General features: G+C 35.6%; 29 protein-coding genes and 2 pseudogenes. 15 read left to right on the forward strand and 16 right to left on the reverse strand.

Annotated elements, in window-relative coordinates:
- The first annotated feature begins 11 nt into the window (after positions 1-11).
- Together JFU23_RS11830 and JFU23_RS11835 are read left to right on the forward strand one after the other, a co-directional pair.
- Positions 12-776, forward strand: a complete 765-nt coding sequence (locus JFU23_RS11830; RefSeq protein ID WP_201031953.1) for an ABC transporter ATP-binding protein — start codon at positions 12-14, stop codon at positions 774-776.
- Positions 769-1,575 carry an ABC transporter permease gene (locus JFU23_RS11835; protein WP_002138764.1) on the forward strand — a complete coding sequence of 269 codons (807 nt, stop codon included), beginning with the start codon at positions 769-771 and terminating at the stop codon, positions 1,573-1,575. The genes JFU23_RS11830 and JFU23_RS11835 overlap by 8 nt, the downstream gene beginning before the upstream one ends.
- A 34-nt stretch (positions 1,576-1,609) precedes the next feature.
- Here JFU23_RS11835 and JFU23_RS11840 read toward each other — a convergent pair whose 3' ends face one another.
- Both JFU23_RS11840 and JFU23_RS11845 read right to left on the reverse strand, forming a co-directional pair.
- The gene (locus JFU23_RS11840) at positions 1,610-1,837 is read right to left on the reverse strand and encodes a hypothetical protein (RefSeq protein ID WP_060750083.1); all 228 of its coding nucleotides are present in this window, start codon (positions 1,835-1,837) and stop codon (positions 1,610-1,612) included.
- Positions 1,838-2,063: 226 nt separating this feature from the next.
- Positions 2,064-3,181: pseudogene (locus JFU23_RS11845) on the reverse strand (recombinase family protein).
- A gap of 93 nt (positions 3,182-3,274) precedes the next feature.
- On the opposite strand from JFU23_RS11845, the gene JFU23_RS11850 reads away from it, so the two are divergent.
- Complete coding sequence (locus tag JFU23_RS11850; RefSeq protein WP_085312584.1) at positions 3,275-3,949, forward strand: HAD family hydrolase; 675 nt, start codon at positions 3,275-3,277, stop codon at positions 3,947-3,949.
- Between the two features lie 89 nt (positions 3,950-4,038).
- Here JFU23_RS11850 and JFU23_RS11855 read toward each other — a convergent pair whose 3' ends face one another.
- The 3 genes from JFU23_RS11855 to JFU23_RS11865 all read right to left on the reverse strand — a co-directional run bounded on the left by JFU23_RS11855 (position 4,039) and on the right by JFU23_RS11865 (position 5,569).
- Positions 4,039-4,575 (reverse strand): DUF3267 domain-containing protein, encoded by a 537-nt coding sequence (locus JFU23_RS11855; RefSeq protein ID WP_078184686.1) that lies wholly within the window; start codon positions 4,573-4,575, stop codon positions 4,039-4,041.
- 112 nt (positions 4,576-4,687) lie between these two features.
- A complete protein-coding gene (mutTA, locus tag JFU23_RS11860) occupies positions 4,688-5,167 on the reverse strand; it encodes an antimutator 8-oxo-(dGTP/GTP)ase (protein WP_002015736.1) in 480 nt (159 codons plus the stop codon).
- Positions 5,168-5,251: 84 nt separating this feature from the next.
- Entirely contained in the window at positions 5,252-5,569 is a 318-nt protein-coding gene (locus tag JFU23_RS11865) for a hypothetical protein (RefSeq protein WP_002089150.1), read from the reverse strand.
- Between the two features lie 83 nt (positions 5,570-5,652).
- Between JFU23_RS11865 and ytzI the strand changes: the two genes are divergently transcribed.
- The 6 genes and pseudogenes from ytzI (at position 5,653) to JFU23_RS11890 (ending at position 7,347) form a co-directional block, all read left to right on the forward strand.
- Positions 5,653-5,802, forward strand: a complete 150-nt coding sequence (ytzI, locus tag JFU23_RS11870) for a YtzI protein (RefSeq protein WP_201031954.1) — start codon at positions 5,653-5,655, stop codon at positions 5,800-5,802.
- Position 5,803: 1 nt separating this feature from the next.
- The gene (locus tag JFU23_RS11875) at positions 5,804-6,034 is read left to right on the forward strand and encodes a DUF3953 domain-containing protein (protein ID WP_201031955.1); all 231 of its coding nucleotides are present in this window, start codon (positions 5,804-5,806) and stop codon (positions 6,032-6,034) included.
- Between the two features lie 13 nt (positions 6,035-6,047).
- Entirely contained in the window at positions 6,048-6,278 is a 231-nt protein-coding gene (locus JFU23_RS11880) for a DUF3953 domain-containing protein (RefSeq protein ID WP_201031956.1), read from the forward strand.
- A 340-nt stretch (positions 6,279-6,618) separates the two neighbouring features.
- Entirely contained in the window at positions 6,619-6,852 is a 234-nt protein-coding gene (locus tag JFU23_RS11885) for a hypothetical protein (protein WP_201031957.1), read from the forward strand.
- Between the two features lie 29 nt (positions 6,853-6,881).
- Positions 6,882-7,105, forward strand: a pseudogene (locus tag JFU23_RS31055) (hypothetical protein).
- An 11-nt stretch (positions 7,106-7,116) separates the two neighbouring features.
- Positions 7,117-7,347, forward strand: a complete 231-nt coding sequence (locus tag JFU23_RS11890) for a YczI family protein (protein WP_201031958.1) — start codon at positions 7,117-7,119, stop codon at positions 7,345-7,347.
- A gap of 64 nt (positions 7,348-7,411) precedes the next feature.
- On the opposite strand, the gene luxS is transcribed toward JFU23_RS11890, so the two are convergent.
- On the reverse strand, positions 7,412-7,885 hold the full coding sequence (gene luxS / locus JFU23_RS11895; RefSeq protein WP_001141371.1) for an S-ribosylhomocysteine lyase LuxS: 474 nt from the start codon (positions 7,883-7,885) through the stop codon (positions 7,412-7,414).
- A gap of 128 nt (positions 7,886-8,013) precedes the next feature.
- Between luxS and yidD the strand changes: the two genes are divergently transcribed.
- Positions 8,014-8,250, forward strand: a complete 237-nt coding sequence (gene yidD / locus JFU23_RS11900; protein WP_137058126.1) for a membrane protein insertion efficiency factor YidD — start codon at positions 8,014-8,016, stop codon at positions 8,248-8,250.
- On the opposite strand, the gene JFU23_RS11905 is transcribed toward yidD, so the two are convergent.
- Positions 8,247-8,810: a beta-class carbonic anhydrase gene (locus JFU23_RS11905; RefSeq protein ID WP_002089163.1), complete on the reverse strand. Its 564-nt coding sequence runs from the start codon at positions 8,808-8,810 to the stop codon at positions 8,247-8,249. The genes yidD and JFU23_RS11905 overlap by 4 nt on opposite strands.
- 224 nt (positions 8,811-9,034) lie before the next feature.
- Between JFU23_RS11905 and cydA the strand changes: the two genes are divergently transcribed.
- Together cydA and cydB are read left to right on the forward strand one after the other, a co-directional pair.
- Positions 9,035-10,384: a cytochrome ubiquinol oxidase subunit I gene (gene cydA, locus JFU23_RS11910; RefSeq protein WP_201031959.1), complete on the forward strand. Its 1,350-nt coding sequence runs from the start codon at positions 9,035-9,037 to the stop codon at positions 10,382-10,384.
- Positions 10,374-11,402, forward strand: coding sequence for a cytochrome d ubiquinol oxidase subunit II (cydB, locus tag JFU23_RS11915; protein ID WP_002164909.1), 1,029 nt, complete (start codon positions 10,374-10,376; stop codon positions 11,400-11,402). The genes cydA and cydB overlap by 11 nt, the downstream gene beginning before the upstream one ends.
- 165 nt (positions 11,403-11,567) lie before the next feature.
- On the opposite strand, the gene JFU23_RS11920 is transcribed toward cydB, so the two are convergent.
- Both JFU23_RS11920 and JFU23_RS11925 read right to left on the reverse strand, forming a co-directional pair.
- A complete protein-coding gene (locus tag JFU23_RS11920; RefSeq protein WP_002015747.1) occupies positions 11,568-11,801 on the reverse strand; it encodes a spore germination protein in 234 nt (77 codons plus the stop codon).
- 84 nt (positions 11,802-11,885) lie between these two features.
- Positions 11,886-12,698, reverse strand: coding sequence for an S-layer homology domain-containing protein (locus tag JFU23_RS11925; protein ID WP_016092497.1), 813 nt, complete (start codon positions 12,696-12,698; stop codon positions 11,886-11,888).
- Positions 12,699-13,442: 744 nt separating this feature from the next.
- Here JFU23_RS11925 and JFU23_RS11930 point away from each other — a divergent pair.
- Together JFU23_RS11930 and JFU23_RS11935 are read left to right on the forward strand one after the other, a co-directional pair.
- Entirely contained in the window at positions 13,443-14,477 is a 1,035-nt protein-coding gene (locus JFU23_RS11930; protein WP_201031960.1) for a YdcF family protein, read from the forward strand.
- A gap of 187 nt (positions 14,478-14,664) precedes the next feature.
- Positions 14,665-15,537, forward strand: coding sequence for a YitT family protein (locus JFU23_RS11935; protein ID WP_002138778.1), 873 nt, complete (start codon positions 14,665-14,667; stop codon positions 15,535-15,537).
- 729 nt (positions 15,538-16,266) lie between these two features.
- Here JFU23_RS11935 and JFU23_RS11940 read toward each other — a convergent pair.
- The 4 genes from JFU23_RS11940 to JFU23_RS11955 all read right to left on the reverse strand — a co-directional run bounded on the left by JFU23_RS11940 (position 16,267) and on the right by JFU23_RS11955 (position 18,927).
- Positions 16,267-17,085, reverse strand: coding sequence for a DUF4247 domain-containing protein (locus JFU23_RS11940; RefSeq protein ID WP_002129590.1), 819 nt, complete (start codon positions 17,083-17,085; stop codon positions 16,267-16,269).
- Positions 17,086-17,098: 13 nt separating this feature from the next.
- Positions 17,099-17,605 (reverse strand): DUF4178 domain-containing protein, encoded by a 507-nt coding sequence (locus tag JFU23_RS11945; protein WP_201031961.1) that lies wholly within the window; start codon positions 17,603-17,605, stop codon positions 17,099-17,101.
- A 21-nt stretch (positions 17,606-17,626) separates the two neighbouring features.
- Positions 17,627-18,031: a DUF350 domain-containing protein gene (locus JFU23_RS11950; RefSeq protein ID WP_137058501.1), complete on the reverse strand. Its 405-nt coding sequence runs from the start codon at positions 18,029-18,031 to the stop codon at positions 17,627-17,629.
- Positions 18,032-18,261: 230 nt separating this feature from the next.
- Entirely contained in the window at positions 18,262-18,927 is a 666-nt protein-coding gene (locus JFU23_RS11955) for a PspA/IM30 family protein (RefSeq protein WP_002015754.1), read from the reverse strand.
- Between the two features lie 402 nt (positions 18,928-19,329).
- Here JFU23_RS11955 and JFU23_RS11960 point away from each other — a divergent pair, with 402 nt between their 5' ends.
- Positions 19,330-19,908 (forward strand): lipoprotein BA_5634 family protein, encoded by a 579-nt coding sequence (locus JFU23_RS11960; RefSeq protein WP_201031962.1) that lies wholly within the window; start codon positions 19,330-19,332, stop codon positions 19,906-19,908.
- Between the two features lie 35 nt (positions 19,909-19,943).
- Here the strand turns inward: JFU23_RS11960 and JFU23_RS11965 are convergent, their stop codons facing one another.
- Genes JFU23_RS11965 through JFU23_RS11975 form a run of 3 tightly spaced genes read right to left on the reverse strand, consistent with a single transcriptional unit; the run spans position 19,944 to position 22,340 of the window.
- Positions 19,944-20,111, reverse strand: a complete 168-nt coding sequence (locus JFU23_RS11965) for a FeoB-associated Cys-rich membrane protein (protein WP_033708410.1) — start codon at positions 20,109-20,111, stop codon at positions 19,944-19,946.
- Positions 20,112-20,127: 16 nt separating this feature from the next.
- On the reverse strand, positions 20,128-22,116 hold the full coding sequence (gene feoB, locus JFU23_RS11970) for a ferrous iron transport protein B (protein ID WP_201031963.1): 1,989 nt from the start codon (positions 22,114-22,116) through the stop codon (positions 20,128-20,130).
- The gene (locus tag JFU23_RS11975) at positions 22,113-22,340 is read right to left on the reverse strand and encodes a FeoA family protein (RefSeq protein WP_201031964.1); all 228 of its coding nucleotides are present in this window, start codon (positions 22,338-22,340) and stop codon (positions 22,113-22,115) included. Before JFU23_RS11975 ends, feoB begins: the two co-directional genes overlap by 4 nt.
- Between the last annotated feature and the right edge of the window lie 126 nt (positions 22,341-22,466).

The following is a 22,466-nucleotide window of genomic DNA, read 5'->3' on the forward strand; positions in this document are numbered from 1 at the left end:
AGGCGAAGTGTATGAGCTTTTTACAAATACGTAACGTTTCTCACTGCTTTTTTGCAAAAGAAAATGCCAAACTTATTCTTGAAGATATGAGTTTGCAAGTAGAAGAAGGCGAATTTATTTCAATCCTTGGTCCAAGTGGTTGCGGAAAAACAACGCTCCTCTCCATCATCGCAGGTCTACTTGATCCAATTGAAGGTATCGTATTTTTAGATGGTGAACCGATTACAAGTAAGACCCCCTCTATGGGCTATATGCTCCAGCAAGATTACTTGTTTCCGTGGAAAACAATTGAAGAAAATATTATGCTCGGACTTCATATTCGGAAGGTTTATGATGAAAATACGAAAGAACATACATTAAAGCTTTTAAAACAAGTCGGCCTATATGATATAGAACAGCAATACCCTCGTGAACTATCCGGTGGTATGCGCCAACGTGCTGCACTCGTTCGAACATTAGCGACCGACCCAAAAATTTTATTGTTAGATGAACCATTTTCCGCTCTTGATTATCAAACAAAATTAAAACTAGAAGATCTCGTCTTCACATTACTACGTAACTATAAGAAAACATCCCTACTTGTGACACATGATATTGAAGAAGCAATTGCGATGAGTGATCGTATTTATTTACTGCAGGCGAACCCTGGAAAAATCGCAAAAACATTCATCGTCCCAGAAAGTATCCGTTCCTTATCGCCGTTAGAAGCACGCCACCACCATGACTTCCCATCCCTCTTCCAAGAAATATGGAAGGAGCTGGAACGACTTGGATAATATAAAACAACTACATGAACAGTTTCGAAAAAAAGAAAGACAACATGCATGGTTAGCTCGCTCTTTACAACTTGTACTTCTTGTTCTTTTCTTTGCACTATGGGAAATAGCTAGTAAAAAAGAATGGATTGATCCTTTACTCTTTAGTTCTCCTTCAAGTATTTGGGATCTCTTTTTAACGAAATGGATTGACGGTTCACTTTGGGTCCACATATGGACGACATTACTTGAAACAGGAGTAGGTTTTATTCTCGGAACTGTACTTGGAGCTATTATTGCTACTCTCCTTTGGTGGATGCCACTTTTGGCCCGCGTACTTGATCCTTATCTCGTCGTCCTAAATGCAATGCCAAAAGTTGCACTCGGTCCAATCATCATTGTTATTTTCGGTCCAAATATTTCATCCTCTATCGCAATGGGGGTAATCATCTCTATCATCATTACCATTCTCGTTATTTACAGCGCATTTCAAGAAGTCGATTCCAACTATATTAAGGTCATGGACACATTCGGCGCAAATAAATGGCAATGCTATAAGCACGTTATTCTCCCTTCATCTTTCCCTGCAATTATTTCAACGTTAAAAGTGAATGTTGGCTTATCATGGGTCGGTGTTATTTTCGGGGAACTCCTCGTTTCTAAACAAGGACTTGGCTATTTAATTAGCTACGGATTCCAAGTCTTTAACTTCACACTCGTCTTGCTCAGTGTATTGCTCACTTGCGTCCTCGCAACTCTTATGTATGTATTTGTCGAGGCATTTGAAAAACTCCTTATTGGAAAACGAAAAAAAAGCTGACTTAGAGCGCTATGCTAGAGTCAGCTTCTTTCTTCTACCTTTTATCACAAATTTTAGAATCATCTGCAATATTCCCATTAGCAACCGTAACTGTATGGAAACAATCTTTCACACGCACCGTAACGACATTATCTTTTCGATCAATAATATGATAATCATTAAACTCTTTATTTAATGCACTACGAATTTGCTCCCCTTCAAAAATCGGAAAACCGTGAGACATTACCCAAATGAGACCAGCAACAGCAAGAATCGTTTTCATACGTTTCATTACCTCCTCGAGAGTAAACTTATAGCCCCTATACTATGCGCATTATAATTGTGTCTAATTTGTGACGTTTTTATACTAATTCTATTTTAATGATTCAGTTCCTTCTTCTTTTTTTAATAAAGACAGAATTTTCAATTTTATCAACATGAAGAAACGCAAAGAACTACAATTCTTCGCGTTTTCCCTTGGCTAAAATATATCGAACACATAATTCGCATTAGTGTCCACTTGGTTGTTCCATCGTTTTCGACACATCATATAACCCAGCTAACACTTCCGCTCTCATTTTTACAAGCTCGGAGAATTGATAGAAGAAGGCAATTTTTTTATATTTTAATTCTATTCCTTCTTTCACCTTTTTTGAATCTTGTAAAATAAACGCTGTAAATGTATCCGCAATATCCTCTGCTACATTTGTCGTCCCATACAGTGAAACAAACTCACCATGCTTTTCCTTAAAAAATTCAATTTGAGCTTCTTCGCTTTCTTCCACTTTCTTTTCTGTCCACTCCTGGTCAATTGGTTTCCAGAAAGAATTATAAAATTGATTTATATAAGAGCTCTCCTTCGCACATCCTTCTTGTAAGAAAAGAGATTTACATTTATTTTTGTATGATGAAATATCTTTATCTTCTTCAAAAGCCTTTAAGTACTTTTCATTTACTGGTATTTGTTTATGTCCCAGTGTCAATACGTGAGCCGTCTCATGTATTAATGTTTTCATCACTTGATCGATATTTACTGCAGAATCAAGCGTATCTAAGCTAATGGTCCACTCTTTCGGATACTCCATACTCGGCATAACATGAGCGACAATTCCATCGTATCCATCTGTTACCATATCAAACTCTTTTATGTCAGTGCGATACTTAGCAGGAATAAGCGTGCTATACATCTCCCATAACGATTCATGATAATCCCTATCTTGACGTTGCTTTAATACTTCTTCTTTCGCGTCCTTATCCTCCGCAAAAGCCTTATTCAATCGTTTGCGATCTAGTTTATCGAAATAAGGATCTACAATTTCATCACCATCAATATAATAAGAAGCTAAAAAGAAATAATTTTCATCATCCTTTTTTTCATTTCTGCTTCTTTCATATCGTTACTTGAATGTCCTTCTAAATCATAATCCTCTAGTACTTCAAGTTCTGAAAGTCCATCTATCTTTTTATATACTTTTTGAAGTGTTTTATCACCTATTTGTGTGCATTCTTCTGTCGTTTCGCACACATCTTTTTTCTCTCTTTTCGAAGTTTGCTCCGACATATCACATCCAGCTACTAAGCCCATTGAAATCATAAAACACATTAACTTGCCATACAGTTTCTTCATACGCCCCTCCATTATTCCATTCTACAAAAATATCATAATCATTTTTTAACGAATATGCGATAATTAATTATAAAAACTGTATGGAGGTTTCCCATGATTCGAGCAGTCTTATTTGACTTAGATGGAACACTATTAGATCGTCGTCAATCTTTAGAGCAATTTATTCGTGATCAATATAATCGCTTCGCCTTTCATTTGATAAACATAGAAAAATTCGAGTATTGCTCTCGTTTTCTCGAACTCGACAATAATGGTTACACGTGGAAAGATAAGGTATATTCCACTCTCCTTTGCGAATACAACATTACCACTTTAACGCAAGAGCAACTGCTGCACGACTACATTACAAACTTCCAACATCATTGTATTCCTTTCCAAAACATGCATGAACTACTTCAACAATTAAAACAGCGAAACATTAAAATTGGTATTATTACAAACGGCTTTACTACATTTCAGATGAGCAACCTTCGAGCACTAAACATACATACGTATACAAGCACGATTCTTGTTTCAGAAGCAGAAGGAATTAAAAAGCCTCACCCTGAGATTTTCGAACGGGCTTTACAAAAGCTAAACGTAAAAGCAGAAGAATGCCTTTACGTTGGGGACCATCCAGAAAATGATGTGCTTGGTTCTGAACAAGTAGGGATTCTTGGCGTTTGGAAGAGAGATTCATTTTGGGGTGACTTTGAACATTCACGTGTCGTGGATGATTTATTAGAGGTGCTTTCGTTTTTAGAGGTGGAGGTAAAAACAATACAATAGTAAATAAATTATATCAGCGATTTTTGAAATATATCGATTTACCAACAAAAAGAGGAGGCCGTTGTTCAAAAACGCCTCCTCTTCCTTTATTATTCATATACTGTAAACTGCGGTTTACTCGGATGATCTTTAACTAGCGCATCATCTGGAAACTTTGAAACTTTTTTATATAAAGCAATGTCACCGATACAACCTGCTGTTAGTAGAATCCCTAAAAATGAGAGTGGCTCCAAATTCATAGCTAATCCCAATACAATTGGTAAAATTCCAGTTGGTAAAAACGGAAGCATTAACACTGTCTTCATTTGCTTTACTGTAATCACCTGTTTAGAATGAGCATATGCAGCACCTAATTTCCAATTGACGCCCCATTTTAGTTCACTCCACGGAACACCTCCGATATAACGAAATCCAATTAAATGTATTGCCTCATGAATACAAACGAGGATAATCATTCCAATAATCAAAAGAAACATAATCGGCAATGTAATTTCAATTTGAAACTCGCCTGAAAAAAGCGCATGTAAATAACCAATTCCAATCGCCAGAGCGAATATTATAAAAAATGAATAAACATTTAATTTAACCATTGAAACAGAGACAGTTGTTTCTTTTCTGTTATCCACCTTTTCACCTCCTAAAATGTAAATATACCTTTATGAAATTGTATAATATATCTAAAACGATATAAAGACATATTTACATTCATTCTTACACATAAAAAAGAAACCGGCCATTTTACTTCGTAAAACAGCCGATTTCTTCTATATGTTTCATCGTACGCGCTAATACATCATCGCGCATAATAAAGCTAAATTTTCTATCAGTTTTAATATTATCAGGAATGTCTTTTAATAAAACAGACCCTTTCGTTTCTTCGTAATGCGTATGTTGCTCTACCGCACTAATTGTTGCAAAATAAATGTTTTTAATGATTATTTTGTCTTTTCCGGATACTTTGTATTGCCCTAAGTAAGTTAAATCAGAAACTATGCCGCCGGTTTCCTCATGAACTTCTCGAACTGCCGCTTCTTCCGGTGTTTCCCCGAGTTCTACTTTACCACCTGGAAATTCAAGACCACGGCGTAAATGATGCGTTAATAACCATTGATCCCCGTACCGGCATACAACCCAAACATGCTTTGGCTCAGGAGAAAATGGGTAACGTTCAAACGATAATTGTACAGTGTTGTGGTAATAATCTTTAAATTTGTACATGCCATTACTCCCCTATTGATGATTACAAGTTTTTCCTACCACAAATTGTAGCATATTCTCGCTTTTCTGCATAATATTATCCAATTACAATCCATTGATTATTCCCATTTGTGCGACTAATTCTTTCGTTTCATGATTCCCTAGATCATAAATCATTTTATATGCTTTTTGTAGTTGTTCATCATATCGATCATTATTCGAATCGTGATGATACTCAACGAATGGAACGTGGGAGCGTACATACGAACCTAAGTCCTCTTCATACGCTTGATCAAAATACTCTCTTAACTCCGTAATCTCTTCGTCATTTGCATAAATTTCAAAATTATACGTATCCGCCGTCTTCACTTGCGAAATTTGACCATTTCCAACTGATATATAATATGTTTTTTTATTCTCCATGTAACACCCTTCTTTCATCCTTTTAATTTCTATTGTTTTCATCAATTACAAAATTATGTAAAATAAAGAAAAGGAGGGATTTCATGTTCAAAATATTAATTATCGGCATTATAATCGTACTGATCATATTAGTACTCTCCGTTATGACGATTAATAAAGGCTACGCATATAAACATTCTGTTGATAAGCCCGAAGATAACCCTTACTCGAAAAATAATAAGGAGGAATCATAGTATGCTTCGTATACTTCGCATCGCATTCGCACTCACTGTGATAATTATGTCGGCAATTGGGCTCTATACAGGTCAAAATAACTTTCTACCACTTTCACAATTTCTATTAGGAGCTTTAATGTTTCTCATCGCAATTGAGCAAATAAAAAAGAAGGATTCAGGAACCGGATTTATTTGCATTGTTGCTGGTGCTTTCATTTGGCTTGTTTTTATCATTACCTACATAAAATAGAGGAGGGTCTTTTATGCTGAAAGGATTACGGATTACTTTATCACTTATTGCTTTATCTATAGCAATCTATAGCTTTTTTACTGGTAATAGGGAAATCATGCTTTATATGTTCATCTTTTTAGGGGGGATGGCTTTCATTATTAGTATAGAGGAAATCTTGAAACAGCAAAAAGGTGGTAGCATACTTGCTCTGTTAGCAGGAGCTGTTGCTTTATTTCTTGGCTTCTCAGAAATATTTCGATAAATAGTCTCTTTAAAGGAGGAATTCGATGCTAACTGGAATACGCTATTTTTTCATGCTTCTCACAATCTCTCTTTGCACTTATTCTCTTGCTACCGATAATTTCACACTTCTCCCATACATGCAATTTGCTCTCAGTTGTTTCTTTATTCTTCTAGGAATTAATGAACTGAAATCCGGAAGAAAATCAATGGGTATCTCGCATTTTTTCGTTTCTATTCTTATGCTCTTCATTGTAATATCGAACTACCTTCGTTACATGTAGAATGAAACTTTAAATACCAACTACGAACTGTTATTACATTGAAGGCTAATTTAAAACTACAAGAAGATAGGTGGTAGTATGCTAAAAACATTTCGCATCATATCCGCTCTTATTGTCATCTCTCTCGCTCTATATAGAATATCTACAAACCCGCTTGTTACGATGCCCTATATGCTTATTGCCTTATCTATTATGACTTTCATCATGAGCGCAGAAGAAAAACAGAAAGGAAAGAAAGTACATAGTACACTCTCCTTCTTTTCTGGCGTATTTACTTTAATCGTCGCTATTATAATTATTATCTCCAGGTAACTAACTCTTTCTACTTAAAAGGGGCTAAAATGCACATAAAACAAATACAACTAATCATCGTTTTTATTACTTTGATTCTATGTTTATACAGTACATTTACAATGAACTTTCAAATCTTTTCACCTACCATTTGTATGGCATTTTAGTAGGAATTGAGATGATTCAAAAGCAGTAAAAGCAAATTGGAGCTATTAGCATCGGTTTAAGTATGTTTACCATTATTTTTGTCATTCCATTTATACTGTTCTTCTAAAGGAGGATTTCATGTTAAAAAACATTCGAATTATAATAGCGACTATCGCTCTTATTCTCGCCCTATTTAGCCTCTTTTCAAACTTCTCTATGCTTTTACCATTCATATTTATCCTTTTAAGTATTATGTTTATCCTTTTTGGAATTGATGAAATAAAAGAGCGGCAAAAAGCAAAAGCATTTGTTTATTTTCTCGGTTCTGTCTTTATTTTATATGTTGCAGTGTCTAGTATACTTTCATAAAAGAAGAGCAAGTTTTCTCTTAACAAAATAAAAAAACTGCCCTTTCACAGGCAGTTTTTCATTCTTATCCAAATACTTTTTCAAGTTCATCTTTATCTTGGCTTAGCCAGAAGTTCATTAAGCGTTGTGCTCCTTCTAAGTCGTGAAGCTTCGCTTGGCCACATTGTGTTTCGTTTGCAGCTGGAATTTCTGTAATTTGAACCGCATCTTTTAATGTTAGTTCTAATAAATCAATGATTTCGCGAACTGTTGGTGTTCCGCTTACTACAAGATAATATCCTGTTTGGCAGCCCATTGGCGAAATATCAATAATGTCAAAATGCGGATAACGATCAATATATTTACGTAAATTAAATGCTAATAAATGTTCTAACGTATGAATAACATCTGGTTTCATTGCTTGTTTATTCGGTTGGCAGAAACGAATATCAAATTTATTTACAATACCGTCACTACCTACATTGTGGACTCCACAATGTCTTACATAAGGCGCCTTTACAATCGTATGGTCTAATTCAAAGCTTTCTACTGATGGCATACAACATCTCTCCCGCTTTTAATTTAATTCCGTTATATCCAATATGATATAACGGAAATCGACATTAGTAAAGAATTATGTACTGTCGTGCTATAATACTTTAAGACTATGCTGAAAAGGAGACCATTATGAAACAGATTTTTATCAGTATTATACGCTTTTATCAAAATTTCATTTCTCCGATGACACCGCCAACGTGCCGCTTTCATCCGACTTGCTCTCATTATGGATTAGAAGCGTTTCAAAAACACGGTGCCCTAAAAGGATTTTGGCTTACATGTAAGCGTATATTAAAATGTCACCCTTTCCATCCAGGAGGATTTGATCCTGTCCCAGATAAAAAGGATGACAAAGTAAATTCTTAATTTTCGTAACCATTTACAACTAAATCTAATTTTCCTGTGTCAGGATCTATAACAAGACCGTGAACAGGTACTTCTTCCGGAAGTAACGGATGGTTGCGAAGTATTGACACACTATGTTCTACACTTTCTTCTACACTAGAGAACCCTTGTAGGAATCTTTCTAAATCGATTCCAGAATAACGAAGTGTATCTAATTTCTCTTCTGTTACGCCGCGCTCTTTCATTTTCTCAATTGTACTGCTTGCTTGAATTTTTGCCATACCACAATCATGATGACCGACAACACATACTTCATCAGCTCCAAGCTCATATACAGCGACTAAAATACTACGCATAATACTTCCGAATGGATGTGAAATAACAGCGCCTGCTACTTTAATAATTTTTACATCACCGTTACGCATATTCATAGCTTTCGGTAATAATTCAACAAGACGAGTATCCATACAAGAGATAATTACCATTTTTTTATTTGGAAATTTTCCTGTTTCATACTCTTCGTATTTTTTCTCTTCAACGAATTTTTCATTGTATTGTAAAATCTCTTCTAATGACTTCATAGTAAAGAACCCTCTTTTCTCTCATTTACACTACATATATAGTGTACCAAAATTTGAAAAACTCAAAAAGGATATTGCTTTATAGTAAAAATAGGATTTTTTCAGATAATCGACATAATTCTTTCAAAATATACACACACCTTTGTAACAAGTCTCACATACTTTAAACGTTTTTTCACTATAAACTGATTGTAGATAATGTAAAAAAGGAGTGAATATTTATTATGTCCGACGTTCTGTTACTAAGTCGTTTTCAATTTGCAATTACTATTTTTTATCACTTTTTATTTGTACCTTTGACAATCGGACTTGTTATTTTAGTAGCATGTATGGAAACTCAATACGCCCGCACATTGAATCCAACATACCGCAAAATGGCAAATTTCTGGGGAAAACTTTTTACAATTAACTTCGTAATGGGGATTATAACTGGGATTACGATGGAATTCCAATTTGGAACAAACTGGTCTGAGTACTCCAAATATATGGGGGATATTTTCGGATCACCTCTCGCAATCGAAGCACTCGTTGCCTTCTTCTTAGAATCTACTTTCATGGGAATATGGTTATTCGGTAAAGACAAAATCTCACCAAAATTCCGTGCTTTCTGTATGTGGATGGTTGCACTTGGAACAAATATTTCTGCCCTTTGGATTATTACTGCAAACGGATTCATGCAAAATCCTGTTGGGTACGTAGTACGTAATGGCCGCGCTGAATTAAATGACTTCTGGGCACTTGTTACAAATCCATATGCATGGAATATGTTCTTCCACACTGTAATTGGTTGTTATATTGTCGGTGCTTTCTTCGTTATGGCAATTAGTGCATATCACTTACTACGTAAAAACGAAGTGGAATTCTTCAAAAAATCATTTAAATTTGGTTTAATGTTAGGTTTATTCGCCGCAACAATTACACCATTTATGGGCCATCAATCCGGTGTATCAGCTGCTAAATATCAACCAGCAAAAGGAGCTGCGATGGAAGCTGTTTGGGAAACCGGAAAAGGACAAGGCTTCTCAATCATTCAAATTCCTGATGTGAAAAATGAAAAAAACTTTGAACTACTTACTATTCCAAAGCTCGGAAGTTTCTTCTATACAAACTCATTTGATGGAGAAATTGTTGGTTTAAAAGATATTCCAAAAGAGGATCGTCCAAATGTTAACCTCGTGTACTATAGCTTCCGCTTAATGGTTGCACTTGGCATGTTCTTTATGGCATTAACTTGGTACGGTTTCTATTTAAACCGAAAAGGAAAACTAGAAAACTCAAAACGTTATTTAAAAATTACAATGTGGTCTGTTTTATTTCCATATATCGCAATTAACGCTGGCTGGATTGTCGCTGAAGTAGGTCGTCAACCGTGGACAGTTTATAAACTAATGCGTACAGCAGAATCCGTGTCACCTATATCAGTTCCACAAATTTGGTTCTCATTAATTAGTTTAATATTGTTCTACACTTTACTCTTAATTGCAGACGTATACTTAATGCTAAAGTTCGCGAAAAAAGGACCTGCTGCATTAGAAGAGCCTGCTACTGAAGGAGGTGCGGCTCATGTCTCATGATATGCTTGCAATTATCTGGTTCGGTTTATGGGGCGTAATTTGGACAGTTTACTTCATTCTTGATGGCTACGCACTCGGTAACGGGATGATTTTCCCATTCGTGGCGAAAGACCGACAAGAACGAAATCAATTACAAGAAGCTATCGGCCCGTTCTGGGGTGGTAATGAAGTATGGTTAATTACAGCTGGTGGCGCAACATTTGCTGCCTTCCCAATCACATATGCAAATATGTTTAGTTACCTATATACACCACTGTTTTTAGTATTACTTGCACTATTTGCTCGTGCCGCTGGACTTGAATTTATGCATAAAGACGATTCACCAATTTGGCAAAAAACTTGTAAATGGGCATTTACAATTGGTAGTTTCCTAATCGCCTTCTTATTCGGCGTTACATTCGCTAACCTATATTACGGGCTGCAAATCGGAAAAGATGGTTATGAAGGAACTTTACTTAGCTTACTAAACCATTATGGTATTTTAGGTGGTCTTTTCTTCACTGCTATATTCGTCGTATCTGGTGCCCTTTGGATTATGATTAAAACAACTGGCGAAGTATCTGATCGTGCTTATAAAATCGCAAGACCATTTTCAATGGCAGCTGCTATCATTTTAGCTATTTTCTACGTAGCAACTGCAAATCGTACAAATTTATTCCAAAACTTCACGGAATATCCTGTACTATTCATTCTTCCAGTACTTGCAATGTTAATGAGTGTACTCACACTTATTATGGTGTACAAACATAAAATCGGCCTTGCCTTCACATTCGTTTGCTTAACAATCGCAATGTTTATGACAACCGGTTTTGCAGGTATGTTCCCGAGAATGTTACCATCACGTATTAACGACGCATACAGTACAACGTTATATAACGCAGCTGGTAGTCAATTAAACTTAAAAATTATGTTCTTCGTTGCAATCGTCATGGTACCAATCGTTATTGGATATCAGCTTTGGAGCTACAGCATATTTAAAAATAAAATTCATAAAGACTCTGCTAAAGGATATCACTAAAATGAAAAAGACACTTCGCTTGAAGTGTCTTTTTTTACGTATGATTTTCGATAAGATGTTACATTTCTAATCTAACAACTATGATAAAGAAGAATCACTAACAGCTCACAACTAAATTGTATCACAGGGCAAGCACATCATTTTATGCAATTTTACATACAAAAATTATAACGTAGATTGAATTACTTGGTCATACACATCGTTATCCGTTACATCTGCCGTACTAATACCACTGAATGTCCTCACATTTAGTCCCGTATTTGAAGATCCAGATCCATTATAAGCTTTCGTTTTTTCAATTGGATGTACGTTATATTTATCACCTAAGTTAATTGTCCCGTTACAGTTCTCAATAATAACCCCTTCCACAATAGCTGGCATTTTGTCACCTACTTTCATTTCGTTACTCCCATTCTATGAGAAACGCCTACAAAAATAGCATGTGTAAATAAGAAAAAAGCACTCAGGCTGAGTGCTTTTTTCTTATTTACCGCTCTTCTTTCTCTCACAAGCAATTCCATCGCCATCACGATCTAAATGCTTACCGTAATACGGACTATCTCTTGTAATATCGTAAACTCCAGCATCATTTGCTTCTTTACAGTTAGCAAAGCGTTTTGGTTCTGGCTTTTGTTCCGGCTTCACCTCTGGTTGTGGTTGTTCTTGTCTTGCTCCTGGTCTTTCTTCAAGTGGTAATGTCGCGTTATATAAGAACTGAACATATTGCTCACGACTTACATGCATTCTAGGTGCGAATTTACCATCACCAGTTCCAGCTGTAATATAATTTGATTTAACTGCAGTAATCGCAGGATTCGCCCATCCATTTCTATCTACATCCGGGAAATTATGATCCCCTCTAATTTGCAATTGAAACCCTTTTGTTAAAATTTGTGCCATTTCATCGCGAGTTAACGAATCTTTCGGCCTAAAGTTCCCTGTGTCATCTCCAGCGAATACACCGATCTCTGTTAAAGCAAGAATCTCTTTTTTAAACTGAGTCGAACGATCAGTAACATCTTTATACGGATTATTATACTGTTCTTTTACTGCTGGCTTTAATTGACGGAACATAAGGGCTGCAACTTGCTCACGAGTTACATCATCACCAAATCCAAAAATTCCATTTCCATATCCAGCAACAATGTTTTTATTTGCTAAATCCATAATTGCCTTATAAGCCCAATGATTGTTTGGAACATCTTTAAACTCTATACTTGCCTGCGCTGTCCCGATTGAAGTAAATGCTGTAGTTGCAACAATTGCACCTGTTAAAAGTAATTTTTTAAATCCCATACTTAAGTCTCCTTCTCTTTTCCATAATAACCATTTAACAATATAACAAATTATATAGCTTCATTTTGTCATATTCTGTCGAATACAAAAAAGAACCCCGAAGGATTCTTTTTTGCTAAGCACAAATGGCAATTTTGGAGACAGTTGACTTTTTCAAAAATTTATTAGGGGTAATATTTTGAAAAAGAAAGCCTTTCATATTTAACTTAACACCACTGGAATATATAGTAAATTGATAATGTTTATACGGAAGATTGCTAATGTTTAGTATAGATAGTTTGCACTACGTTAATAGTGGAAATTATCTATACTAAGAAACAAAAAGACGCCTTTCAAGAAGACGTCCTTTCCCCTGTTTATATATACCCCATCCCGCTTTTTGTAAACACACACTAGAAAACAGAATCATGAATTATTACAAGATTGTTAGGTACAAAAAGAGTAGAGGTAAATATTAATATAAAATTCTGCTTTATAGCGTGTATCCACAACTTATATTTTAATCCTCTTCTCTTGAAAATAAACATAATATGCATAATTACATACCAAAAAGAAAAAGACACTCCACAGAGTGCCTCCTCAACCATTTTACTTTTAATATATCGCTTTGAATACATTTTACCATATTTAACTATATCTGTTGTTTAGAAAATTCGAAATCGTTATTTTTTTATCAACATCTTCAAAATCATGTAATATTAAGGATGCAATAAAACATTATACAAATTGAGGTGTACTATATTTATGTATTTCGGAATTATTCCTCTTATATTGTTTATTATTTTTCTTATCTCTTACTTAAAGGATCCACGAAAAATAATAAACGGCTTTTTATTTAATGCCTTTTTCTGTTTTTCCCTTATTTTTTGTATGCTTGTAGCTTATGACTCAGGTAATGATACTCTACACTACATCATGTTTTTACCTATTTTAGCACTTATCATTATGATTCCTTTCGGTATTGTTGCTTTAATGTTTGGGTTATTTCTTAACGCAAGAATTTTAATGAAACGAGAAGGAAGACGTTTCACTAACTGTTTAACACTCATTGCTGCTTTAGGGATTTTATTCTTGATGTTACTCCCTATTATAAATCCAGCAAGTTTATTCTCATCACATTTAAGGCCTATTTTCACTGGTATTTCTCTTATAACTTTATATTTCTTTATACACTTATCTAACTTCTTAACCGCTTATTTTTTATACCAATTCAACAGACCAAGACGTAATCAAGATTTCATCATCGTTCTTGGTAGCGGCTTAATTAATGATAAAGTACCGCCTTTACTTGCAAGTCGTATTAATAAAGCAATCGACTTTTATTGGAAACAAGCTGCTGTGAATACACCACCAACAATCATTTTCTCTGGTGGACAAGGTCCGGATGAAGGCCTTCCAGAAGCAGAAGCGATGCAAAAGTACGCTGTTGAAAACGGAATTCCTCTTGAACATACAGTGCAAGAAAATCGCTCTGTAAACACATATCAAAATATGTCGTTCTCTAAAGAAATTATGGATTCTTTAAAGCCTGAAGGTAAGTATAAAAGTATTTTTACAACGAACAATTTCCACCTTTTCCGTGCTGGTATATATGCAAGACAAGCTGGTCTTAATAGCCAAGGAATTGGCTCCAAAACTGCGTTTTATTACTGGCCTAACGCAATGATTCGTGAATATGTTGCGATTGTCGTAATGGGACGTAAACGTCATATGAAAGTTTGCGGAGCTATTTTAGGATTCGCTTTATTCCTATCCGTGCTTAGTTTTATAATTTCTTAATACCCTCCCATCCTTTGAAAGGATGGGATTTCTTATACTCATTTCAAAAATATTTTAAAGGTAATATGGTGATAATATTCCCTGCATACATCCATTAAAGGAGAATTTTTTCAAATTAAATGTTAAAATGAAATTTAGGTGTGAATTACGTAACAAATAAGAAACTAGTTTGAAACGAGGAAATTACATGAAGAAAATTGTCAAGAGTAAGCCCAATAAGCTAAAAATTGCTTCAAAAGCTTTGATGATTATTATTGGGGCATTTATCACAGCGTACGGATTAGAAGCTGTCTTAATTCCAAATAACGTGTCCGACGGTGGTGTGACTGGTTTAAGTATCGTTAGTTCAAGATTATTTGGATTGCCATTAGGAGCTCTAATCGCAGTTATTAACATTCCTTTCGTTTGGTTAGGATATAAACAAATCGGTAAAAGCTTTGCAATTTATTCCATCATCGGGATTGCTTCATTAGCAATAGGTACCGTTGTCATGCACGGAATACCAACTATTATTGAAGGTGATACACTACTCGTTACAGTTGTTGGTGGTATTATTATCGGTTTCGGTATGGGACTAGCCTTACGTAACGGCGGCGCATTAGATGGAATCGATATGCTAGCTGTATTACTTTCTCGTAAGTTACCTTTTGGAACAAGTGACCTTATTTTGTTCTTAAATATGTTTGTCTTTATTTTTGTTTCAACAGTATTTGGTCTTCAAGGGGCTATCCTTTCGGCAATTGCTTACTTTATCGCTTCGAAAGTGATTCATATCGTTGAAGTTGGTTTAAGTGGTTCGAAAACATTTAAAATCATCACGAAAGAGCCTGAATTAATGGTAGAAACAATTCGCGATCGTTTAGGCCGAAGCGCAACGTATAACGAAGTATACGGTGGTTATTCAAGAGAGAAATTCAAAGAAATTTCTTGTGTAATTAACCGTTTAGAAGAAAGTAAAATGAAGGACCTGATTAATGAAATCGATCCTAATGCCTTTATTACAGTTTATGACGTAGCTGAAGTAAAAGGCGGTAACTTTAAGAAACGTGATATTCATTAATCATTATGAAAAAAGAGGCTGTGCCAAAATATTGGTTCAGCCTCTTTTTATTATGAAGTTGGTAAATCGATATTCCTTTTCGAATCGTTGATATATTTTGAGCTACGATAGATATAATCGAAAAACCGTTGATATATTTTGAGCTACGATAGATATAATCGAAAAACCGTTGATATATTTTGAGCTACGATAGATATAATCGAAAAACCGTTGATATATTTTGAGCTACGATAGATATAATCGAAAAACCGTTGATATATTTTACTCCCTCCATCTCCCCCCGCTTTTAATCCAATCGACGTACTTTTGAAAGGCGTTCACTTCATGTTGAAAGCGAAGCGGAATATATAGAAAGAGAGTACATGTACACAGTATCCATAGAATACCTACTATAAAGTGAAACTATAATCAGTGGGGGTTTTGTTCATCCCCCACTGATTATTAGTTGAACCAATCGGGCGTTTACGGGCAGTTGATCTCCCACCTAACTTCTTTGCTCCAACCGAATTTTGAGGTGGGAGTTTTACTGCCCGTTAATGCGGGATAAAGTGAAATTTCATCGTTGTGCTAATAAACAAACTGAGGAATAAGACGAGGAACATAATCAAACTAAACCTTTTATATATAGTCATAATAATCTCCTCCTTATAACTTAATTGTACCAGCTATAAGGAATTAATTCCCATAATAAAAAGACCGAAAAGCAAATTCCACTTTTCAGTCTCTATACTATCTTCTCTTCATAATTTTCCCTGAACCGCCAACCCTTGTTTTCGGGGGCGACGTATTCTTTGGTGGGGTTTTAATGGATGATTTCGGCTTCACATCAGATCCACTCGAGCCACCCGGGTTTTTCGTAATTTTCCCCTTGCTTCCGGTAGAAGGCGGTGGCGTCGTTTTACTTCCTTTTTCCGTAATACTTCCTTTATCACCTACAGATGATTTCGGATCTACATTATCGCCTCGCTTAATAATAGATCCTTTCCCTTCCTTCGTAATTGGAGGCGGGGTTTTCTTTTCCTCTTTCGTAGGTGGTCTTTCTGGGATCACCGGTTTATGATTTTGTCTGTCATTATATCCGCGATAATCACCGTATGATGATTTGCGTGAACCAAATATATCGTTTAATATACTCCCCATAATATATCCTTGTAAGAAGGATGGTTGGTAATTTTGACGGACAAATTCTTCATTACTTATTTCAATTAATGTATCAGATGGTTTCTCTTTATCCTTTTGTAAATTATACATTTTATCAGAATAAACGAGGAACATTTGATTTTCGTCTTCTTTAGATGCTTGCTTCGGTTTCCTTTCGGCTATAAGTTCCTTTGCAACTTCAGGAACTGACCGATTGGCGGCCCTATACACGTAAGATTCTTGTTTACCATCCTTTGCGACAGACTCTAGTGGGTAACGGTCCTGAATTGACTTCGCCTGACCACTTTGACAGCCCGATAAAGCATAACCGGCAATAACAAGTAATGTAACGATAGCAAGTATAGGGATCACGAACGATTTAATCATGGTAAACAATCGGTTTGACATGATTACGCCCCCCTTATGTTGCTCTTATGATTTGTACATCAGCAGGAATAATTACTTCTCCCTCATACATCATTGTGCGACCATTTTGCCATTCAACACGTAATAATTTGCGGTTATCAGATTGGAATTCCCATACGTACTGTTCTTCTGAAGCAGCGAATGGTGTTTTCCCCATAACAACAACACGTCCATTATATTGTTCTTCCATATGATACTCTATATTATCCATTTCAATCGTCGTCGGAATTTCATCGATTGAATCTAAACGACCATCAATCGGTGTATACAATTTGTAATACGTATTTTCACGGTCTTCGATTTTCAAATAACGAATATCTTTCCCATCCTGCAAAGTTAAAATAATCTCCTTGCGAGAATGCATGCTCGTTTTCCCAGTTAATTCGTACATGACTAACGAGACTTCAATCATATCGCCAGGAGCCAACGTTAAAAGACTCTTTTCTGGCTTTGGCGGCTCCGGACTCTTCATTATATTTTTAATACGTTTAAATAAACTCACAATCTACCCCTCCTTTTCTCTTTATAAACAAGCACCTAAAATAAGTGCACCAACGATATGTAATGAACCAGCTAACAACGCATGTGCTACGCTGCCTTCTTTCGTTCCTTCTTCTAAATCTAAACCAGACACTTTCTTTAACACAAACTCAATGAACATTTCTACAATTAATAAAATAGCGAATGAAACTGCTGAGGCAAGAAGCGCTTGCCATAAGTCATTCGCTTTCGTTATAGATTGAGATAAAATGTACCCTTGCGCAAATAATTTCATAACGAAACGCGTTGTCACTGCTGTATTTCCATTTTTCATTTCTTTTAAATCATTGTATTTTGTAAAAATCGAATCAACCCACATAATTGCAAATAAAAGTACTGCACTCGCTCCAGTCCATACAAGCATAGCTAAAACATTCATCCACGTCATTACAAAACCTCCTCTAAAAAAGTAAAGTGAAACTTTAATCAGTGGGGAGTTTTCCATCCCCTACTAATTATTAGCCCACACCAATCGGGCATTTACGGGCAGCCCGACTCCCACCAATCTCTCTGCTTTCACAAAATGTTGAGGTGGGAGTCTTTGCCCGCAAATAGCGGGGTAATAGAAAACCGACATGAATTCTCTTCAGACATGTCGGTTTCTTTGTCTATTCTATATTATTTCTCGTACTGCTTCATAATACGAGCTAATTCATCGTCAACAACAGAATTTTTGTTTAAGCTTGCGAATTCATCATCTAACGACTTTTCTTTCTTGTAAATTTCACCGCTTGCTTCTGCTTCAGCCTCTAATTGAAGTGCTTTCTCTTCCATACGGCTTAAACCAGCTTTTGCTGAATTTGAATCGAATCCAGACATCGCCTGATTAATATTCTTTTGTGCTTTCGCTGCATTTACACGTGCTACAAGTGTTTCACGCTTATTTTTCAGCTCTGTTAATTGTTTACGCATTTCTTCTAGCTTAAGGCGAAGGTTATCAGCAGCAGCTTTGTTTTGCTCATAGCTTGCTTTATACTCATTCATCTTTTGCTCTGCATTTTGTTTTTCTTCTAAAGCACGGCGCGCAAGATCTAAGTTACTAGCTTGAACAGCCATATGAGCTTGCTCTTCACGTTTTTTCACAAGTGCTTCTTGCTCTTCAAATAATATTTTAAATTTCTTCTCAAGTGCGATTTGAGCTGCTACACTTTTCTCAGCTTCTTGTACATCCGCTTGCATATCGCGTAAATATTGATCCGTCATCTTAACTGGATCTTCCGCTTTTTCAATTAATGAATACACATTCGACATTGTTAAATCTCTTAATCGTTTAAATACAGACATCCAAATTCCTCCTATGATATACCTCATATTTCAAATTCACTACTTGGAAAACTGAAAAATCTCCCTTAACAGTAAAGAATATTCATTTTTACAGCCTATGTGTTTATTATAACAAAACTAATATGTCCTTACATGTTATTTCCAAAATACAGCCAATATAATATGACATTCTAGATAAAACATTGTATTCCTAATATATTCTCATTAACCCTCTTCAGAATTGACTTATTTTTATGCAATTTCACTAAATTACATTATTGTAATGTTACTGTAAGCTAACTCGATAGTTACGTTGCAATATTTCTTATACACTAATACCAGAAGCAACGAACAAGCTTCTCATCATTTCAGAACTAATACAAAAATGTATTTACTATAAAACATATAAAAGGAGAAATCATCATGAAAAAATTAGTAGGAATCGGATTAGCAGCAGCAATTTCATTCGGAGCATTATCAGGTTGTTCTTTATTAGGAGAAAAAGCGAACGGCTTTGTACTATATGGAACAGATGAGCAAGTTCAGAAAATTACAGATCAAAATAAAAAAGAAGTGAAAGAAAAAGACTTCTATAAAATGAAAATGACAACATTAGAGGGTAAAAAAGTTCTTGTCATGGATAAGAAAACTGGTGAAGAACTGGTGAAGAAAGAGTTACTTAGCAAAGTTAATGAAAAAGACGACACGAAACCACTTGATAAATTACCAGCTGTAACAGCAGAGCAAGGTGTATTATTTGCTAAAGAAAAAGTAGAAAATGCTACACTTGATGGAGCAAAATTAAAATACGAAAGCAATACAATTATCGGAAGTGGCCGTGCATATGCCGACATGTTCGCTATTGTTGATGATGCAACTTACGTAAATGTAAAAGGCGATGAAAAATCTGTTGGGGTATTAAAATTTGATAAAGACCCTAGTAAAGAATTCCCTGGCTACAACGGCGTAGAAGCTTCTCAACTTGTAAAAATTAAAAAGTAAACAAAAAAGCTTTGCGAAATGCGCAAAGCTTTTTTCTATTTCTGAGCAATTTGCTCCATATCTGGACTACAAGTTTGCGATTGACATGACTTACTTAAAGAGCATGCTGCGCATTTTCCCTTTTTACTTCTCTTTACAAAATTAACTAACGTATATGCTGCATAACCAAAAATGATAGCTCCAATTATAATATTGACCATCACCCTAATACATCTCCTTCTAGAATCCGAGTAAGGACCCAACTTGGTATATAATGAGCGTTAATACATAAGCAACAACGAGCGGATAAACGACAGAGAAAACTGTCCATTTCATCAATCCTGTTTCACGTTTAATAACAGCTACTGTCGCTAAGCAAGGAACATATAATAAAACAAAGAACATAAATGCATATGCTGATAGCGCAGTATAATGTGCTCCCATTACATTTCCTAGCACATCTTCTTTAACCGCATAAATAATTGCCATTGTAGAAACGACAACTTCTTTCGCTAAAAATCCTGTTAAAAGGGATGCCCCAGCTTGCCACGTTCCAAAACCGAGCGGTGCAAATAGTGGTGCGATAAATCCACCAATCATCGCTAAGAAACTGTCTCCCATATCAACACCAAATCCTGATGGACCTGCATAGTTTAATAACCAAATGACAACAGAACCACCGAAGATGAATGTACCCGCTTTACGAACAAATCCTTCACCTTTCTCCCACGTGCTGAGCCATAACGTTTTTGCTTGTGGCACACGGTAAGGCGGTAGCTCAATTACAAAAATAGATTTTTCCGCTTTTAAAATAGTAAGTGACATAATTTTTGTAACGAGTAATGCAAGAACAATACCTGCAATGTATAAAGAGAACACAACAGTCGCCTGACTATTAGGGAAGAATACTCCCGCAAATAGTGCATATACAGGTAAACGTGCCGAACAAGACATAAACGGTGTTACAAGAACTGTAAGTAACCTTTCTTTTTCTTGTTCAATCGTTCTCGCTGCCATAATACCTGGAACGTTACATCCAAAGCCGATAATCATCGGAATAAATGCTTTTCCGTTTAAACCGAAAAACTCCATAATTCTATCCATAACAACTGCAATTCGTGCCATATATCCTGAGTCTTCTAATAATGAAATGAAGAAGAATAGTGCAAAGATTTGTGGAACGAATACTAATACCGCACCAACACCAGCAATAATACCTTCTGTAACGAGTGCTTGAATAAAGTCAGAAGCCCCAACACTTGTGAGCCCAGCTGTAACCCAATCAGTAAGTTGTCCGCCAAAAAATCCATCAAGCATATCAGATAAAGGTGTACCAATCCACGTAAACGTAACCTGAAAAATAAAAAACATAACTGCTAAAAAGATTGGAAGTCCTAAAATTTTATGTGTAATTAACCTATCAATTTTTTCTGAAAAAGGAATTTCCTCTTCTTTCTCATGTTGCATAACATTTGTTTTTAACTTTTCAATATACGCTTCACGAGTCTTGTAAATGTGCTCTTCCAACGTACAATCAAGTTTTCCATCTAAACGAGATCGAATGGCTATAAGTTCCTTATAAATTGGTAATGCTTTCATTTCTTTTTCTACTACTTCGTTATTGCTTAAAAATTGAAGGGCTAACCATCTCGGATGCTCATAATTCGCTGTCTCTAAAAGAGCGATTACCTCTCCAATTCCTTCATCCATTTGTACACCATATGAAATAATGAATGGTTTTTTCTCTTTTTGTTTCTCTTCATGAAGAGTAGTAAGTAATTCTTCACAGCCTTTTCCGGTTCTTGCGATGACAGGAACGACTGTTACACCTAATATTTCTGATAGCCGTTTTACATTAATCACAATTCCTCTTTGCTTTGCCACATCAATCATATTTAAACCAATTGAAACGGGCTTACCAAATTCAAGTAATTGCAATGTTAAATGCATATTTCGCTCAAATTGAGAAGAATCCACTATATTTAACATATGATGAAATTCATCTGTTAGTAGAAAATTCGTAACGACACCTTCATCACGTGAAACTGGATTCAAATCATAAACGCCTGGTAAATCAATTAATGTTCCTTGCTTATCTTTTAATTTACCAACCTTCTTTTCTACTGTTACACCGCTCCAGTTTCCTACATATTCATAAGAACCAGTAAGTGCATTAAATAATGATGTTTTCCCTGTATTCGGATTCCCTAGCAAAGCAACCTTATTCACGCTAATTCCACCTTTATCATTTTCGCGTCACAATAACGAATACTAATTAACTGTCCACGACACTCCAATGTACAAGGACCTTTAAACATCGCTTTCTGTTTCAAGCGAAGTTCGCTTCCTTCCGCGAGACCGAAGGCAGCTAGTCTACGCTTTAATAACTGATCTAACGACTGAATACTTTTTACTAAGACTTTCTCGCCAATTTTAATATCTACTAAGCTCATAACCTTCCCCCTCAGAAGAGAATGATAATTATTTTCAGAAAAATTATATCATACTCTATTTCAATTGGACTATACCCTTTTGCTTCATATTTATTAACATTTCGCTACAATTCTATTTCAATAATT

Origin of the sequence: Bacillus sp. TH50, from assembly GCF_016650565.1 — a bacterium.
GTDB lineage: Bacteria > Bacillota > Bacilli > Bacillales > Bacillaceae_G > Bacillus_A > Bacillus_A mycoides.

Bases quoted from the DNA above. Each gene is read 5' to 3' on its own strand.
- JFU23_RS11830 (WP_201031953.1), top strand. From the start codon at position 12: ATGAGCTTTTTACAAATACGTAACGTTTCTCACTGCTTTTTTGCAAAA.
- JFU23_RS11840 (WP_060750083.1), bottom strand. From the start codon at position 1,837: ATGAAAACGATTCTTGCTGTTGCTGGTCTCATTTGGGTAATGTCTCAC.
- JFU23_RS11850 (WP_085312584.1), top strand. From the start codon at position 3,275: ATGATTCGAGCAGTCTTATTTGACTTAGATGGAACACTATTAGATCGT.
- mutTA (WP_002015736.1), bottom strand. From the start codon at position 5,167: ATGTACAAATTTAAAGATTATTACCACAACACTGTACAATTATCGTTT.
- JFU23_RS11865 (WP_002089150.1), bottom strand. From the start codon at position 5,569: ATGGAGAATAAAAAAACATATTATATATCAGTTGGAAATGGTCAAATT.
- ytzI (WP_201031954.1), top strand. From the start codon at position 5,653: ATGTTCAAAATATTAATTATCGGCATTATAATCGTACTGATCATATTA.
- JFU23_RS11875 (WP_201031955.1), top strand. From the start codon at position 5,804: ATGCTTCGTATACTTCGCATCGCATTCGCACTCACTGTGATAATTATG.
- JFU23_RS11880 (WP_201031956.1), top strand. From the start codon at position 6,048: ATGCTGAAAGGATTACGGATTACTTTATCACTTATTGCTTTATCTATA.
- JFU23_RS11885 (WP_201031957.1), top strand. From the start codon at position 6,619: ATGCTAAAAACATTTCGCATCATATCCGCTCTTATTGTCATCTCTCTC.
- JFU23_RS11890 (WP_201031958.1), top strand. From the start codon at position 7,117: ATGTTAAAAAACATTCGAATTATAATAGCGACTATCGCTCTTATTCTC.
- luxS (WP_001141371.1), bottom strand. From the start codon at position 7,885: ATGCCATCAGTAGAAAGCTTTGAATTAGACCATACGATTGTAAAGGCG.
- yidD (WP_137058126.1), top strand. From the start codon at position 8,014: ATGAAACAGATTTTTATCAGTATTATACGCTTTTATCAAAATTTCATT.
- JFU23_RS11905 (WP_002089163.1), bottom strand. From the start codon at position 8,810: ATGAAGTCATTAGAAGAGATTTTACAATACAATGAAAAATTCGTTGAA.
- cydA (WP_201031959.1), top strand. From the start codon at position 9,035: ATGTCCGACGTTCTGTTACTAAGTCGTTTTCAATTTGCAATTACTATT.
- cydB (WP_002164909.1), top strand. From the start codon at position 10,374: ATGTCTCATGATATGCTTGCAATTATCTGGTTCGGTTTATGGGGCGTA.
- JFU23_RS11920 (WP_002015747.1), bottom strand. From the start codon at position 11,801: ATGAAAGTAGGTGACAAAATGCCAGCTATTGTGGAAGGGGTTATTATT.
- JFU23_RS11925 (WP_016092497.1), bottom strand. From the start codon at position 12,698: ATGGGATTTAAAAAATTACTTTTAACAGGTGCAATTGTTGCAACTACA.
- JFU23_RS11930 (WP_201031960.1), top strand. From the start codon at position 13,443: ATGTATTTCGGAATTATTCCTCTTATATTGTTTATTATTTTTCTTATC.
- JFU23_RS11935 (WP_002138778.1), top strand. From the start codon at position 14,665: ATGAAGAAAATTGTCAAGAGTAAGCCCAATAAGCTAAAAATTGCTTCA.
- JFU23_RS11940 (WP_002129590.1), bottom strand. From the start codon at position 17,085: ATGTCAAACCGATTGTTTACCATGATTAAATCGTTCGTGATCCCTATA.
- JFU23_RS11950 (WP_137058501.1), bottom strand. From the start codon at position 18,031: ATGACGTGGATGAATGTTTTAGCTATGCTTGTATGGACTGGAGCGAGT.
- JFU23_RS11955 (WP_002015754.1), bottom strand. From the start codon at position 18,927: ATGTCTGTATTTAAACGATTAAGAGATTTAACAATGTCGAATGTGTAT.
- JFU23_RS11960 (WP_201031962.1), top strand. From the start codon at position 19,330: ATGAAAAAATTAGTAGGAATCGGATTAGCAGCAGCAATTTCATTCGGA.
- JFU23_RS11975 (WP_201031964.1), bottom strand. From the start codon at position 22,340: ATGAGCTTAGTAGATATTAAAATTGGCGAGAAAGTCTTAGTAAAAAGT.